The organism is Paracoccus albicereus (assembly GCF_024359525.1).
Classification (GTDB): domain Bacteria; phylum Pseudomonadota; class Alphaproteobacteria; order Rhodobacterales; family Rhodobacteraceae; genus Paracoccus; species Paracoccus albicereus.
This window is the reverse complement of record NZ_JAKZEU010000004.1, coordinates 441112-456253: the sequence shown is the minus strand read 5'-3', so window position 1 is coordinate 456253 and position 15142 is coordinate 441112. Positions and strand designations below refer to the sequence as shown.

Here is a 15142-nt window from a genome sequence, read left to right as displayed (position 1 = left end):
TCCGCTGGAACGCGGCGCGGGGCGCGCTAAACCAAGGCCATGGCCGACCGCGCCGATTCCACCATCCTGCAGCCTGTCCTGCTGCGCCCCTCGCCGGGGTTTCGCGATTTCGCGACGCTCGGCGGGCTGGAGGCGTCCGTCCGAGGCACCCTCGTCGCCGTCTGGCCGCTGGAGATGTATGCGCGGCTGGGCAGCAAGGCGTCGGTGAGCTGGGCCTATTTCGTCGTCGGCTGCGCCTCGCTGGCGGCCGGGCTGGCGGTGCCGGTGCTGGCCCGTCACATCCCGCGGCGCTGGCTTTATACGATGGGTGCTGGGCTTTACGTCATCGCGATGGTGCTGGCGATCGTTGGCGGGGTCTGGCTGACGCCACTGGCGCTGCTGGCGATGGGTATCGGCGTCGTCACGAACCAGATCTGCGTCAACGCCTATCTGATGGACTACATCTCGCGTCGCGACCTGGGCCGGTCCGAGACGCTGCGGATGTTCTATTCCGCCTTGCCGTGGGCGATCGGGCCGGCGGTCTCGGTCACGTTGTGGCAATACTGGCAACCATTCCCCTTCGTGATCGCCGCCTGCGCCAGCCTGCTGATGCTGGCGAAGTTCTGGCAGCTTCGGATGGGCAACGGCAAGGCGATCACGCGGGCGCGCAGCACACCGCCGCATCCACTGGCCTATCTGGGCCGGTTCCGGGCGCAGCCGCGGTTGGTCGCGGGCTGGATGTTCGCGGTGATGCGATCGTCGGGCTGGTGGATTTTCGTGGTTTACCTGCCGATCTTCTGCGTCGAGGCGGGCCTTGGCGATCGCATCGCGGGCCTGGCCTTCGCCACCTCCTCGCTGATGCTGTTTCTGGCGCCGCGGATGTTGCGGCTGCAGCACCGCATGACGCTGCGCCGTTCGATGATCGCGGCCTTCACCGGCGCCGCGATCTGCTTTGCGCTGGCAAGCTTTGGTGCCTGGTGGCCGTTGATGGCTGTCGGGGGCATCCTCGCCGCATCGGTCTTCCTGGTGTCGCTGGACGCCTTTGGCTCATTGCCGTTCCTGATGGCGGTGAAGCCCGGTGAGCGGACCGAGATGAGCGCGATCTTCACCTCGTTCCGCGATGTGTCGGGCATCCTGACGCCGGGCGTCGCGTTCCTGATCCTGCTGGCGACCGGCTCGATCCCGCTGGTGTTTCTGGCCTCTGCGATCGGCATGGCGGCGATGGCTCTGCTGGCGCGACGGTTGAATCCCAGGCTGGGTGTGGGGCCGGGGCCGCGCGCCGTCGCGGGCCAGAAGGTTTCGCCAAAGGTGGCTTAGCGCACCGCTTCCATCAGCACTGATCCGCGCGAACAGTCGCGGCGCACGTCGGGTGCGCAGTCGCGCGGTTCAAGATCGCGGGTCAGGCAGATGCGGACTTCCTGCAGCGCCTCGCCGCGGCAGGTCACGGTGATGCCGTCGCGGGCCAGGTCGGCGTTGGCTTCGATGAACGCGTCCTCGATCACCGCGGGCGGCACGCTGACATCGCGGTCGAGCGCGTCAAAAAAGGGTGGAATGGGTACCACCGCGGCCGCGTCGCGGATCGCCTGGTAATAGGCGCGCGCCGAAAGACCCGAACAGCGGCCGTGCTTCTGCCATTGATACCAGGCCAGTCCGCCCGACCCCATCACATCCGCCATGGCCTGACTGTCCCGGCGCGACGGGTCGCGTTCGGACGTCGCGCAATCGGATGGCCAGCCCTGTTCGTATTGCGGCCACAGGCCGTGGACGACGAAGTCGATCTTGCGGCCCGCATCGCATTGTTCGGCATCGCGCGCATCGCCCGTCGCCGCGCACCAGGCGGGCGACCATGACAGGGCGAGCACGTAATAGTCGAATTCGCCCGCCACGTCTGTTCGGGCCACGTCTGCCGCTGCTGCGGCGGGCATGGCAAGGCCGAGCGTCAGGCAGGCGGCTTGCAGCGTCTTCATGGCGTCTCCGGTCACGAACAGGCGCTAGCCTAGACAGCGCCCCGGCGTCCCACAATGCGCGAATCCCCTTTTCGCGGGCACGGGGAATCGTTATATCACCCGGCAATTCCCCCCGAAGACGCAGACAGGCATCCGCCGAAAGCCGTTTTCCCGGCCCGGGACAGGTATGAAGGAGAGCACCATGAACAAGCCGCTGATGGCACGTGCCACCGCCGTCTGGCTGGTGGACAACACCACGCTGAGCTTCAAGCAGATCGGCGATTTCACCGGAATGCACGAGCTGGAAATCCAGGGCATCGCCGATGGCGACGTGGCAACGGGTGTGAAAGGGTATGACCCGATCGCCTCGAACCAGCTGAACGCCGAAGAGATCAAGAAGGGCGAGGCCGATCCCGCCTACAAGCTGCGGCTGAAGCACAACCCCGCCTCGGAAGGTGAGGAAAAGCGCCGCGGCCCGCGTTACACGCCGCTGTCCAAGCGCCAGGATCGTCCTGCGGCGATCCTGTGGCTGGTCAAGTTCCATCCCGAACTGACGGACGCGCAGATTTCGAAGCTGGTCGGCACCACCAAGCCGACGATCCAGGCGATCCGCGACCGGACGCACTGGAACATCCAGAACATCCAGCCGATCGACCCGGTGGCGCTGGGCCTTTGCCGTCAGACGGAACTGGACGCCGCCGTGCAGAAGGCCGCCCAGAAGAAGGCTGCCGAAGGTGGCGTGATGTCGGACGACGAGCGTCGCAAGCTGGTCTCGACCGAGACCTCGCTGTCGATGACGGACGACGCTCGGTTGCCGACCGCCATTGCCGGGTTGGAGAATTTCAGCCTGAGCGATGACGGCGACAAGGCCGATCGGCGCGAGGAACTGGACGCCGAAAGCTTCTTCAAGAAGCCGGCTGCCGATGTGTCCGACGATGCGGACGAGGATGGCGAGGGCGAGGACGGCGACTCCCGCTGATGGAGCGTCGCGACCTGCCCGAGCGGCCCGGCTGGCGGGACGAGGCCGAACGGCTGGGCTTCACCTTCGCCGACATGCACGGCCAGCCCTATTGGGACGAGACCTCGGCCTACGTCTTCACGTTGGCCGAGATCGAGGAGCGGATCGAGGACCCGGCGACCGAATTGCACGCGCTGGTCCGCGAGGCGGTGGACCGCATCGTCGCGGACGAGTCGCTGATGGACCGGATGGGGATTCCGGCGGGCTTTCGCGACCTGGTGGCGCAAAGCTGGCGGGCGGGCGAGCCCGAGCTTTATGGCCGGATGGACCTTGCCTATGACGGCGAGGGTCCGGCGAAGCTTCTGGAATACAACGCCGACACGCCGACCTCGCTTTACGAATCCGCCTCGTTCCAGTGGTTGTGGCTGGAACAGCAGATCGCGGCGGGCGTGCTGCCCGAGGGCGCCGATCAGTTCAACGGCATCCACGAGGCGCTGGTCGAGCGTTTCACCCAGATCGCGGCGCCCGGCACCGACATCCATTTCGCCGCGATGGCCGACGCGCCCGAGGATTACGCCACGGTCGAGGCGATGGCCTGGGCCGCGCGCGAGGCGGGGATGGGCGCGCATTACACCGATCTGCAGGCAGTGGGACTGAGCGATCAGGGCCAGTTCGCCGACGCCGATGATCGGGTGATCGGCACGCTGTTCAAGCTTTACCCGTGGGAGGATCTGTTCGCCGACGAGTTCGCCGCGCATGTCGGTCCGTCGGGTGTCCGGATGATCGAGCCCGCTTGGAAGGCGCTGGTGTCGAACAAGGCGATCCTGCCGGTGTTGTGGCAGATCGCGCCGGGCCATCCCAACCTGCTGCCGGCGTTCTTCCATGACGATGTCGCCGACGCGTTGGCGGGTCGCGGTGCCGGAAAGGCGCCGGGCTTCGATGCGGTGGCGGACCAGATGGCCGCGGGCCATGTGATCAAGCCGATCTTCTCGCGCGAGGGGGCGGGCGTCCGCATCGTCGAGGGCGGCGATACGACCGAAGCCTCTGCCGACCGCGACTACGATCGCCACCCGTTGATCGTGCAGGGCTATGCGCCCTTGCCGGTGCTGGGTGGGTTCCGTCCGGTCATCGGCGCCTGGATCGTGGGAGAGACCTGCGTCGGCATGGGTATCCGCGAAGATGCCAGCCGGATCACGCAGGATCTGTCGCGGTTCAAGCCGCACGTGATCCTGGATTGATTGCCGCGGCGCCCGTGCGCCCCTATATTTGCTGAACCAAGGGGAGGTCTCATGCGCAAACGGTCCCGTCACGTCTCGCTCGCCATTCTGGGCGCTGCCGCCTTCGGGCTGGCTGGCTGCAAGTCGCAGGAAACCGACGCGCAGGCTTTCCCGGACGAGGCGTCCTGCGTCGCGGCGGCCGAGGAAGGCAGCCTTTTCTTCACGGTCGAGGATTGCCGGACGACCTTCGCCGAGGCGCAGCAGAACCATCTGGAAACCGCACCGCGCTATGACAGTCTCGAAGTCTGCGAGGAACAGCATGGCGAGGGCAATTGCGGTGGCGACCCGGCAGCGGCGCAGCAGGGCGGCGGTGGCGGATCGATCTTCATGCCGCTGATGATGGGCTATCTGATCGGCTCGATGATGGGCGGAAATCGCGGCGTGATGAGCCAGCCCCTGTCGCGCACTGCCAATGGCGGCTTTGCCACGCCCTCGGGCGACACGCGGCTCAGCACAAATACCGGCGCGGGCAAGGCGCCGGCCAATGCCTTCAACCGCGCGCCCACCACGATGGGTCAGCCCCCGATGAGCCGGGCGACCGTCGCCCAGCGGGGCGGTTTCGGCAGCACCGCCGCATCCCGCGGAAGCTACGGCGGCTGACGGCCGTCTTCGTCTTCACATCAGTATCCTGCGGGGGTCCGGGGGCGCAAAGCCCCCGGCGCGTCGATCAGACCGACAGGCAGATGTATTTCATCTCCAGATAATCCTCGATCCCGTGGCGGCTGCCTTCGCGGCCAAGGCCCGATTGCTTGACGCCGCCGAAGGGCGCGACCTCGGTCGAGATCAGTCCTGTATTCACGCCGACGATGCCGTATTCCAGCGCCTCCTGGACGCGGGTCATGCGGCTGACATCGCGGGCATAGAAATATGACGCCAGGCCGAAGATCGTGTCATTGGCCTTCTGGATCGCCTCTTCCTCGGTCTCGAAGCGGAACAGTGGTGCGAGCGGGCCGAAGGTTTCCTCGGTCGCGACCTTCATGCTGTCCTTGACGCCGGTCACGACGGTCGGCTGGAAGAACAGCCCTTCCATCCGCTTGCCGCCCGTCACGATCTGACCGCCGCCGTCCAGAACGTCCTTGATGTGTTCCTGAACCTTCTCGACCGCGTCTTCATTGATCAGCGGACCGGCCTTGGCGTCCTCGTCAGCAAGCCCGTCGCCGACCTTCAGATCATCCACGGCCTTCGCAAGCTTCTCGGCGAAGGCGTCGTAGACCCCCGACTGCACATAGATGCGGTTCGCGCAGACGCAGGTCTGACCGTTGTTGCGGAACTTCGACGCCATCGCGCCCTCGACCGCCTGATCCAGATCGGCGTCGTCGAAAACGATGAAGGGCGCGTTGCCGCCAAGCTCCATCGAGCATTTCATCACCTGATCGGCGGCCTGGCCCAGCAGGATGCGACCGACCTCGGTCGAGCCGGTGAAGGTCAGCTTGCGCACCAGATGATTTTCGCAGAATTCTTTGCCGATGTCGGACGACCGGCTGGATGTCACCACGCTGAACAGGCCCTTGGGCAGACCCGCGCGTTCGGCAAGAACCGCCATCGCCAGCGCCGACAGCGGCGTTTCCGCGGCGGGGCGCGAGACCATGGCGCAGCCCGCGGCCAAAGCCGGTGCGACCTTGCGGGCGATCATCGCGTTCGGGAAGTTCCACGGCGTGATCGAGGCGCAGACGCCGATCGGCTGGCGGATCACGGTGATCCGCTTGTCGGCCTGATGACCCGGGATCGTCTCGCCGTAGATGCGCTTGGCTTCTTCGCCGAACCATTCGATGAAGCTGGCGCCATAGGCGATCTCGCCCTTCGCCTCGGCCAGGGGCTTGCCCTGTTCGGCGGTCAGGATGCGGCCCAGATCGTCCTGATTTTCCATCATCAGGTCGAACCACGCGCGCAGGACCTTCGCGCGGTCCTTGGCGGTCTGCCCGGCCCAATCCTTCTGCGCCTTGGCCGCCGCGTCGATGGCGCGCGCGACCTCTGCCCGGCCCAGATCGGCGACCTTGCAGATCACGTCGCCGCGCGCGGGGTTCGTCACATCGAACGTGGCGCCGTCATCGGCATCCACCCACTCGCCCGCGACATAAGCGCGCGTTTCCAGCAGCGAGGGATCGTTCAGGAGCATCTTCAGATCGGTGGAATGTTTGGTCATCGTCGCCTCCAAGGCCGTATTCGGGCGCAGATCACCACGCGCCCCGCCCAATGTCAAAGCGACGCGCGCGCCGCCATCGCGCTCAAGCGGGCGTTAACCTTCGACGCAAAGATGTGAAGAGGGGAGCGGAACGATGCGCGCGGATCAAAGGTTGGATGGCCATGCGAGGCCCGCACGGGCCGGAAACAGAAGGAACAGTCTCATGCGTAACCTGTTCGCGACGACCGCCCTTATCGCGACTGCCATGGCGGGCGCAGCATCGGCACAGACCATGGCCACGACCAGCACCGATCTGAACGTGCGCTCGGGGCCCGGTGTCCAGCACGACGTGATCGGCTACATCGAAGGCGGCGACGAGGCGACGGTCGAAGGCTGCATCGAAAGCGCCAATTGGTGCGAAGTGCAATTCGAAGGCGGCACCGGCTGGGTCTATGGCGATTACCTGAACGTCGGGCTGGGTGAAGAGGTCAAGCCCCTTTACCCGAACCGGACCGAGGCGCAGGTCGCCGTGATCGAAGCCCCGGCTGAGGATACGAACGCCGCACAGGATACCGCGGTCGGCGGTGCGACCGGCGCCGCCATGGGCGCGCTGGTCGGTGGTCCCGTGGGTGCGGTCGGCGGCTCGACCGGGGCGGCAGCGAATGTCGAGCCTGCGCCGGAAGTTCAGACCTACGTGGTCGAAAACCCGCAGGAGCCGGTGATCCTGGATGGCGAAGTCGTCGTCGGCGCTGGCGTTCCCGATACGGTGACGCTGTACGATGTACCGGACTATCCGGATTATCGCTATGTCACCATCAACGGACAGACGGTGCTGGTCGAACCCGACAATCGCCAGATCGTCTATATCTATCGCTGAGACGTTCCCGCTTGGCGATCTGTGGGGGCGGGGCCGACAGGTCCCGCCCTTGCTCATGAGCTGAGGCTGGACCAGCAGGGTTGAAGGTCGCGGTCGGCAGGACGCGCGGCGTGAACGCCGCGCGCGATGGCGCGGGCCATACATGATGCGGCGGCGTGGCCGAGGCCATAGGGATCGGTCGCCGGATCCAGCGGGCGTGCGCCGGTCGAGACGGCGAAGATCAGGTCACCGTCGAACGGGGTGTGGCTGGGGACAAGCGCGCGGGCCATGCCGTCATGGGCTGCGGTCGCGAGCCGTTGCAGCCCGGCCTTGTCCAGCGCGGCGTCGGTCGCGACGATGGCGATCGTCGTCGCCTCTGCCAAGCGCTTGCCCGGCGTCGGCTCCGTCGCGGCGGGGAAGCGGTCCGGCAAACCGATGCCGCCGAATTCGTCGTCCAGCTCCCAAGGAGCCGCCCAGAAGTGGCGCGTCTCGCCCACGGTGGGCGAGCCGAGCGCGTTGACGACGACCAGTGCGCCGACGGTGTGGCCGCTGTCGAGGATCGCGGAAGCGCTGCCCAGCCCGCCCTTGAGCCAGCCGGTCAGGGCACCGGTGCCGGCGCCGTGCGTGCCGATGGCGAAATCCTGTTCCGCCGCCTCCAGCGCGGCACGGCCGAGCGCGGGGTAGGGGTTGTCGTCCCACGCCTTGTCGCCGCCGTTCAGCAGATCGAAGACGATCGCGCCCGGAACGATGGGCACCCGCGCCGCACCCACCGCAAAGCCCCTTCCGGCGGCAGCGAGGCCGGCCATCACGCCATCGCATGCGGCAAGCCCGAAGGCGGATCCGCCCGACAGCACCAGCGCATCGACGGCCGGAACCAGCTTGTCGGGAGCGAGGAGATCCGTGTCCCGCGTGCCCGGCGCCCCCCCCATGACGTGGACGGATGCGGCGAAGGGGGCGTCACCCGTCAAGATGGTCACGCCGGATTTGAGCCGCCCGTCCGCCGCATTGCCGACGCGCAGGCCCGCGACATCGGTGATCAGGTTGCGGGGTCCGGCTCTCATCCCGCCTGCGCCGCCGCGCGGGTCTCGGACAGCGTCGCGCCTGTGGTCAGCGCCTCGGGGTCGAGCCGCAGGTCGATCAGCGCCAGCGTGCCCGCGTCCCGCGCGCGGGCGAAGGCATCGGCGAAATCCGCCTGGGCCGTCACCGTCTCACCATGTCCCCCATAGGCGCGCGCGAGCGCCGCGAAGTCGGGATTGAAAAGGTCGGTCCCCGAGACGCGGCCGGGATAGGTGCGTTCCTGATGCATGCGGATCGTGCCGTAGCGGCCGTTGTTGGCGACCAAGACAATCACCGCGACACCGTGCTGGCGGGCGGTCGAAAGCTCGTTGATCGTCATCTGCAGATCGCCGTCACCCACGACCGCCACGACGACCCGGTCCGGGCATTGCAGCTTGGCCGCGATCCCGGCGGGCAGGCCATAGCCCATGCTGCCTGACGTGGGCGCCACCTGCGTGCTGGCGCGTTTGAAGCGGAAATAGCGGTGGATGAAGGATGCGAAATTGCCCGCGCCGTTGGTGATGATGGCATCATCGGGCAGGTTCGCGGACAGCCAGCAGATCACCTCTTCCAGCTTGACGTCGCCCGGTGTCTCTCGCGGGGTCTGCCACTCTTCGTATTGCGCGCGCAGCCTCGAGGTCCAGTCGTCCCAGCGGCGGCCGGGTGCGGGACGGCGCGACAGTTCCGCCAGCGCCTGGCGTGGGCAGGCCGGGATCGCGGGGTCCGCGCGCCACAGATGCCCGATCTCGTCGGGGTCGGGATAGACGTGGATGATGCGCCGGCCCTGATCCTTGGGGTTCATCAGCGTGTAGCCCGCCGTCAGGGTGTCCGAAAGCCGCGAGCCGAGCGACAGGATGCAGTCGGCCTGAGCCAGCGCCTTGCCGATGCGGTGGTTCATGCCGACGCCCAGATCGCCCGCGTAATGGGGCAGGCGATTGTCCATGTAATCCTGCCGCCGGAAGGGTACCGCGACGGGCAGCCCCCAATTTTCGGCAAAACGGGCAAGGTTGTCGGAATCGTCCTGCGTCCAGAACGCGCCGCCGGGGATGACCAGCGGGCGTTCCGAGGCCGTCAATGCCTCGGCGATGGCGTCGCACTGCTGCGCGGAAAGGCCGCAGATCGGCCGCGGACCGGGGGCAAGGTCTGGAACGTCGCATTCCTCGGCCAGCATGTCCTCGGGCAGGGCCAGGACCACGGGGCCGGGGCGACCCGACATCGCCAGATCGAAGGCGCGGGCGACATATTCCGGAATGCGGTCGGTCTGGTCGATCTCTGCCACCCATTTCGCGAGGCCGCCGAACATCTGGCGGTAATCGACCTCCTGGAAGGCTTCGCGATCGCGGTCGCCGCGCGCGATCTGTCCAACGAACAGGATCATGGGCGAGCTGTCCTGCTTGGCCACATGAACGCCCGCGCTGGCATTGGTCGCACCGGGACCCCGGGTCACGAAGCAGATGCCGGGGCGCCCGGTCAGTTTCGCATGAGCCTCTGCCATCATCGAGGCGCCGCCTTCCTGGCGGCAGACGACGTTCTGGACCCCGCTATCCACCAGCCCGTCGAGGACCGCGAGATAGCTTTCGCCGGGAACGGAAAAGACGCGCGATATGCCGTGCAGCCGCAAGGCGTCCACCAAGATCTGTCCGCCGTGTCGCATCGCCCGCTCCTTCCAACTGGTTCGGGGGGCACATTGGCCGGGCCGGGGGCGGGGGGCAAGGGGCGGGGCCTTTACACGCCGGTGAGGCGCGCCTATCTCTCGCCGGTCATGGCCCAGGATGCGGAAAACAAGAATTACAAGGTGATCGCCGAGAACCGGCGGGCACGGTTCGATTTCGCAATCGAAAGCGATCTGGAATGCGGCATCGTGCTGACCGGGTCCGAGGTGAAGTCGCTGCGCACCGGGCAGAGCAACATCGCCGAAAGCTATGCGACCGTCGAGGACGGCGAGTTGTGGCTGATCAACGGCCATATCGCCGCGCTTAACCAGGCCGGGGTGTTCGGGCACGAGGAACGGCGCAAGCGCAAGCTGCTGGTCAGTCGGCGGGAACTGGCCCGTTTGTGGCAGGCGATCGGCCGCGAGGGCATGACGCTGGTACCGCTGGTGATGTATTTCAACCATCGCGGGCTGGTGAAGCTGAAGATCGGCGTCGCCAAGGGCAAGAAGACCGCCGACAAGCGCGAAACCAGCGCCAAGCGCGACTGGAACCGCCAGAAGCAGCGGCTGCTGAAGCAGAACGGCTGACGCGGCGGCATTGCGAGCGCGGGCCGCAATCGCTAAACGGTGGGGCGTCCGGTCAATGGGGGGCGTGATCCGATGAGCGACGATCCGAAGGTGCTGGTCTCGACCGGCTGGCTGGCCGACCATCTGAAGGACCCGGACCTGCGTGTGATCGATGCCAGCTGGCATCTCCCCGCTGCCGGGCGTGATGCGCAGCGTGAATACGAGGCCGGGCATATTCCCGGCGCCCGCTTCTTCGATATCGACGCGATCAGCGACAAGCGCTCGACCCTGCCGCATATGGCGCCCACGTCCGAGCTGTTCATCAGCCGCCTGCGCGCGATGGGTGTCGGCGACGGTCATCAGGTCGTGGTCTATGACCAGTCGGACGTGCGAAGCGCCGCGCGCGTCTGGTGGACCTTCCGTCTGATGGGCAAGACCGATGTCGCGGTGCTCGATGGCGGTTTTGCCAAGTGGCAGGCGGAAGGGCGGCCGGTCGAGGACATGCCCCCGGTCATGCGCGACCGACACATGACGGTGCAGCGTCATGTCGGTCTGGTCCGCGACGTGACACAGGTCGCCGCGGCCGCGAAGCTGGGCGATCACGCCATCATCGACGCGCGCAGCCCGGAGCGCTTTCGCGGCGAGGCGCCCGAACCGCGCGAGGGTCTGCGCAAGGGTCACATCCCCGGCGCGCGCAACGTCCCCTTCGGCACGCTTTTCAACGCCGACGGCACGATGAAATCGCCCGACGACCTGCGCGCCATCTTCGAGGCGGCCGGCGTCGATCTGTCGAAACCCGCCATCACCACCTGCGGATCGGGCGTGACCGCCGCCGTGCTCAGCCTTGCGCTGGAACGGATCGGGCACCGCGACCATTCGCTTTATGACGGAAGCTGGACCGAATGGGGCAGCTTCCCCGACCTTGCCATCGCAACCGGAGACGCCTGATGCTGTCCAGCCTGCAACCCCAAGCCCCCGACAAGATCCTGATGCTGATGGAGGAGTTCAAGGCCGACAGTCGTCAGGGCAAGATCGACCTGGGCGTGGGCGTCTACAAGGACCCGCAGGGCGTGACGCCGGTGATGCGCGCGGTAAAGGCGGCCGAGAAGCGCATCTGGGAGGAACAGACCACCAAGGCCTATACCGGGCTGGCCGGCACGCCGGAATATCGCGCGGCGATGGCCGGGCTGGTGTTGGGTGACGCGCCCAAGGATCGGCTGGCATCGGTGGCGTCCGTCGGCGGGACCGGCGCGATCCGGCAGGCGCTGGAGCTGGCGCGGCTCGCGAATCCGGACCTGACCGTCTACGTGTCGGACCCGACCTGGCCGAACCACCTGTCGATCATGAAGTTCATGGGCCTGCCTTTCGTCGAATACCGCTATTTCGACAACGAGACCCGCGGCGTCGATTTCGAGGCGATGAAGGACGACATCGCAAAGGCGGGCAAGGGCGACATCGTGCTGCTGCACGGATGCTGCCACAACCCGACCGGGGCCAACCTGACGCTAGACCAGTGGCGCGAGGTGATTGCGATCCTGGAAAAGTCCGGCGCGGTGCCGCTGGTCGATCTGGCCTACCAGGGCTTCGGCGACGGGATCGAAGCCGATGCAGAAGCCACGCGGCTGGTCGCGAAAGGCCTGCCCGAGGTGCTGATCGCCGCATCGTGCAGCAAGAATTTCGGCATCTATCGGGAACGGACCGGCATCCTGATCGCGCTGGCGGATGGCGAGCAGGCGCGCGATCTGGCGCAGGGTTCGATGGCTTATCTGAACCGACAGAACTTCTCGTTTCCGCCGGATCACGGGGCACGGATCGTGACCACGATCCTCGAGGATCAGGCGCTGAAGTCGGATTGGCAGGCCGAGGTGGAAGAGATCCGCACCACGCTGCTGGCGCTGCGCGAACAACTCGCGTCGGAACTGCGCGACCTGTCGGGCAGCGACCGCTTCGACTTCATCGCGCGTCATCGCGGCATGTTCTCGCGGCTCGGCGCGACGCCGGAGCAGGTGGCGGCGATGCGCGAGGATGCGGCGATCTACATGGTCGGCGATTCGCGTCTGAACATCGCTGGACTGAACCGCGAGACAGTGCCGGTGCTGGCCCGCGCCATCGTGGAAGCCGGTCTTTAGGATCAGAACGGAGGGCGGGCTAGATGCCCGCCTTCTGACGGGCCAGCTTGGCTTCGATATAGTCGCGCAATTCCTCGACCTCGGTCCGGCTTTCGGCAAGCCCGTCCAGCGCGGCTTGCAATTCCGCCTCGGTCTCGGCCAGCTTGCGACCCAGATCGCGTTCCACCTCTTCCAGTCTTATCAATGCGCGGTCGCGCGCTTCCTCGGCATCGTGGATTTCCTGCGCCATCCGGTCCAGTTCACCGATATCGGCCTTGGTCGGACGGGTCAGACGGTGGATCAGCCAGCTTGCGAACCAGCCCAGAACGAAAGCCGCGAACAGGATGATCGCAGTGGCCGTGATGAATTCGGTCCGGTTCATTCGGCTGCCGTCCCATCCCCTGTTGGCGTGTCATCGGTTTCATCCGCGCCGACTTCGTCGGGCCGTGCAGTGGGGCGCGGCGTGTCGTCGTCGGGTGTCTCGACCGGTACCCTAGCGTTTTCGTCTTCGTCGGTGAAGGCCTCGGCGACATCCTCGTCCGCGCCGACGATGGCGGGGGCGATTGTTGGCATCTGCGGGCCGGCGAAGGCGGGCGCCTCGGTCTCCGATCCGGGTAGAGCGATTGCGCCGGCACGAACGGCCTCGGCGGTGATCGCCCCGTTGGGCTGGGCCGTCGCGACCTCGTCAGCAGCAGCGGCGGGGTCGGGTGCCGCGCCTGTCGTGCCGGTCACTGTTTCCGGCTCTGCGAGCGGTTCGGTGCGGACGGGAAGGGCGGACAGCAGCCGGAATTCGATACGGCGGTTCGCCTCACGCCCGGCTTCCGTCTCGTTGCTGGCGATGGGCTGGCTTTCACCGTAGCCGCGTGCGGTCAGGTTCGCGCCCGGTGCGCCGGCTTCGGTTATCGCGGTCAGAACCGCCTGCGCGCGGGCGCGCGACAGGTCCGCGTTGAAACCTTCGGACCCCTGCGAGTCGGTGTGGCCCGCCAGCTCGATCCGGAAGTCGCCGCAATTCTCCATCGTCTCTGCCAGGGCGGCGAGGGTCGGTTCCGCATCGCCGGCGATCACCGACTTGTTCGGTTCGAACCCGATCGCCGATTCCTGCATCGTGCGATTCAACGCATCGACGCATTCGGTCCCGTCAGGAAGTCCCAGGGTCGGGTCCAGACGCGGGTCGTACCGGATCGACAGCTCGTAGGCCGACCCCGCGCCCAGTCGCTGCGACAAGGCGGCGGTGATCTTGTCGGATGCCTGCTGATCGCCCGAGGTGCCGGAAAGTGTGACAAGGTCCGGGGTCACCGCGACGGTACCGTTCTTCAGGGGCGCCATCGCCTCGATCCCGGCGATCACCCGCAGCGCCCAGCCGGATGGCACCTCGACATCATTGCGCAGACGGGCATCGATGCTGCCGAACCGGGCGCGGGCAAGGCTTTCGACCGCCTCGCCCATGCGCTGGTCGCCGATCGGACCCTGCATCGTCAGCGTGCCGTCATTGCTGGCCGTGGCGGTGAATTCGGCCGGACCGGTGGGCGCGGCCTCGGCCTGTTCGTGGATCGTCTGCAGCGAGAAGACCGGCGGCAGCGCACCTTCCAGTCGCGCCGCGACCTCTGTCGCGCGCGGATCCTCGATACTGGCCGGGATGGTCAGCGCCACGTCGGCGTCCGCGATGGTGATCGTGCCCGCGCCAAGCGCCGCGACGGCATTGACGCCGGCGACGGCGGCGCGGCCCCAGTCGGGAGAGGGTGAGCCGAGGCCAATGGTGCAGCCGGGCTTGCCGGTGACGCCCGCGCGGATTGCGGCCTGCACGATCGCATCGCGGCTGTCTTCGGTATCGGCGGAGCAGGCGTCGAATCGCGCGCCCTGATCGTCGATGAGGAAGCGCAGGGTGAATGGCGCGATCACGGGGCGGGGGGCTGAAATGTCGGCGGCCAGCCGGACGCCGTCTGGGCGCGCGCGGTTCAACTCGGTCTGCAGCCTTGCCTTTTCGTCGGCGCTGTCGGTGATCGCCGTAACACTGACGGCGCCCGGCTGGATCGAGACCTTGGCGCGCGGCGCCATCTGCGCCACCCGCAATCCGTAATCGAGCGCCGGAGCCCAGCCATCGGGCACGGGGTAATCCGCCGCCTCCAACAGGTCCGTCACATCCGGTGCCGCCGTCTCGCTTTCCAGACGCCGCACCACCGCGGCACGGTCCGTCCCTGCGGGAACGAGCCCGATCAGCGAAATGCCGGCGTCGTTGCGCAACAATTCGACCTCGAAATCCGGGGGCGTGATCGGCTCGCGCGTGGCAATGTCCATCTGGTCCACGATGCGGTTCGCATCGACGGCCGTGGCCGCGCGGGTCATGGCGCGAAAGCGATCAGCCTCGGTCGGGGCGGTCCCGGCCAGCTGGACCTGCAGCCCGTCGGTAGCGACCTCTACCCAGTCGAGCCCCTCGGTCTGCAAAGCGAGCCGCACATCGGCGCGCGAGCGATCTTCCAGGACGGTCGCGGCGGCCTGCGCCCCGTACCAACACGCCGCGCCCGCGCCGCCCAGTGCCACGATCGTGGCCAGTGCAGAAGTCAGGCGGGAATGACGGGAGGGCATCGGCAGCCTCGGGATTGTTGACGATGCGCAGGATGTAGG

14 protein-coding genes are annotated in these 15142 nt (G+C 67.1%); 8 read left to right on the top strand and 6 right to left on the bottom strand.

The annotated features are described in order from the left end of the window. Nucleotides 1–39 precede the first annotated feature (39 nt). Nucleotides 40–1296: an MFS transporter gene (locus tag MLD63_RS13315; protein WP_255330387.1), complete on the top strand. Its 1257-nt coding sequence runs from the start codon at nt 40–42 to the stop codon at nt 1294–1296. Here MLD63_RS13315 and MLD63_RS13310 read toward each other — a convergent pair. Continuing rightward, nucleotides 1293–1946, bottom strand: coding sequence for a ribonuclease T2 family protein (locus MLD63_RS13310; RefSeq protein ID WP_255330386.1), 654 nt, complete (start codon nt 1944–1946; stop codon nt 1293–1295). The genes MLD63_RS13315 and MLD63_RS13310 overlap by 4 nt on opposite strands. A gap of 181 nt (nt 1947–2127) precedes the next feature. On the opposite strand from MLD63_RS13310, the gene MLD63_RS13305 reads away from it, so the two are divergent. From MLD63_RS13305 to MLD63_RS13295, 3 genes are read left to right on the top strand one after another with little or no spacing between them, the layout of a single operon-like run. Continuing rightward, entirely contained in the window at nt 2128–2904 is a 777-nt protein-coding gene (locus tag MLD63_RS13305) for a DUF1013 domain-containing protein (RefSeq protein ID WP_255330385.1), read from the top strand. After that, on the top strand, nt 2904–4121 hold the full coding sequence (locus tag MLD63_RS13300) for a glutathionylspermidine synthase family protein (RefSeq protein WP_255330384.1): 1218 nt from the start codon (nt 2904–2906) through the stop codon (nt 4119–4121). The genes MLD63_RS13305 and MLD63_RS13300 overlap by 1 nt, the downstream gene beginning before the upstream one ends. A 51-nt stretch (nt 4122–4172) precedes the next feature. Continuing rightward, the gene (locus tag MLD63_RS13295) at nt 4173–4760 is read left to right on the top strand and encodes a DUF1190 domain-containing protein (RefSeq protein ID WP_255330383.1); all 588 of its coding nucleotides are present in this window, start codon (nt 4173–4175) and stop codon (nt 4758–4760) included. A 67-nt stretch (nt 4761–4827) separates the two neighbouring features. Here MLD63_RS13295 and MLD63_RS13290 read toward each other — a convergent pair whose 3' ends face one another. Next, nucleotides 4828–6303 carry an NAD-dependent succinate-semialdehyde dehydrogenase gene (locus MLD63_RS13290; RefSeq protein WP_255330382.1) on the bottom strand — a complete coding sequence of 492 codons (1476 nt, stop codon included), beginning with the start codon at nt 6301–6303 and terminating at the stop codon, nt 4828–4830. Nucleotides 6304–6505: 202 nt separating this feature from the next. On the opposite strand from MLD63_RS13290, the gene MLD63_RS13285 reads away from it, so the two are divergent. Next, a complete protein-coding gene (locus MLD63_RS13285; RefSeq protein WP_255330381.1) occupies nt 6506–7159 on the top strand; it encodes a DUF1236 domain-containing protein in 654 nt (217 codons plus the stop codon). 53 nt (nt 7160–7212) lie between these two features. Here MLD63_RS13285 and MLD63_RS13280 read toward each other — a convergent pair whose 3' ends face one another. Together MLD63_RS13280 and MLD63_RS13275 are read right to left on the bottom strand one after the other, a co-directional pair. Next, the gene (locus MLD63_RS13280) at nt 7213–8199 is read right to left on the bottom strand and encodes a P1 family peptidase (protein WP_255330380.1); all 987 of its coding nucleotides are present in this window, start codon (nt 8197–8199) and stop codon (nt 7213–7215) included. Then, a complete protein-coding gene (locus MLD63_RS13275) occupies nt 8196–9848 on the bottom strand; it encodes a thiamine pyrophosphate-binding protein (RefSeq protein ID WP_255330379.1) in 1653 nt (550 codons plus the stop codon). Before MLD63_RS13275 ends, MLD63_RS13280 begins: the two co-directional genes overlap by 4 nt. 108 nt (nt 9849–9956) lie before the next feature. On the opposite strand from MLD63_RS13275, the gene smpB reads away from it, so the two are divergent. The 3 genes from smpB (at nt 9957) to MLD63_RS13260 (ending at nt 12541) form a co-directional block, all read left to right on the top strand. Beyond that, nucleotides 9957–10433 (top strand): SsrA-binding protein SmpB, encoded by a 477-nt coding sequence (smpB, locus tag MLD63_RS13270; RefSeq protein WP_255330482.1) that lies wholly within the window; start codon nt 9957–9959, stop codon nt 10431–10433. A 72-nt stretch (nt 10434–10505) separates the two neighbouring features. Further along, complete coding sequence (sseA, locus tag MLD63_RS13265; RefSeq protein ID WP_255330378.1) at nt 10506–11360, top strand: 3-mercaptopyruvate sulfurtransferase; 855 nt, start codon at nt 10506–10508, stop codon at nt 11358–11360. Continuing rightward, nucleotides 11360–12541: an amino acid aminotransferase gene (locus tag MLD63_RS13260; protein ID WP_255330377.1), complete on the top strand. Its 1182-nt coding sequence runs from the start codon at nt 11360–11362 to the stop codon at nt 12539–12541. Before sseA ends, MLD63_RS13260 begins: the two co-directional genes overlap by 1 nt. Nucleotides 12542–12560: 19 nt before the next feature. On the opposite strand, the gene MLD63_RS13255 is transcribed toward MLD63_RS13260, so the two are convergent. Together MLD63_RS13255 and MLD63_RS13250 are read right to left on the bottom strand one after the other, a co-directional pair. After that, on the bottom strand, nt 12561–12902 hold the full coding sequence (locus tag MLD63_RS13255; RefSeq protein ID WP_255330376.1) for a hypothetical protein: 342 nt from the start codon (nt 12900–12902) through the stop codon (nt 12561–12563). Then, nucleotides 12899–15103 carry an OmpA family protein gene (locus MLD63_RS13250; RefSeq protein ID WP_255330375.1) on the bottom strand — a complete coding sequence of 735 codons (2205 nt, stop codon included), beginning with the start codon at nt 15101–15103 and terminating at the stop codon, nt 12899–12901. The genes MLD63_RS13255 and MLD63_RS13250 overlap by 4 nt, the downstream gene beginning before the upstream one ends. Nucleotides 15104–15142: the final 39 nt, after the last annotated feature.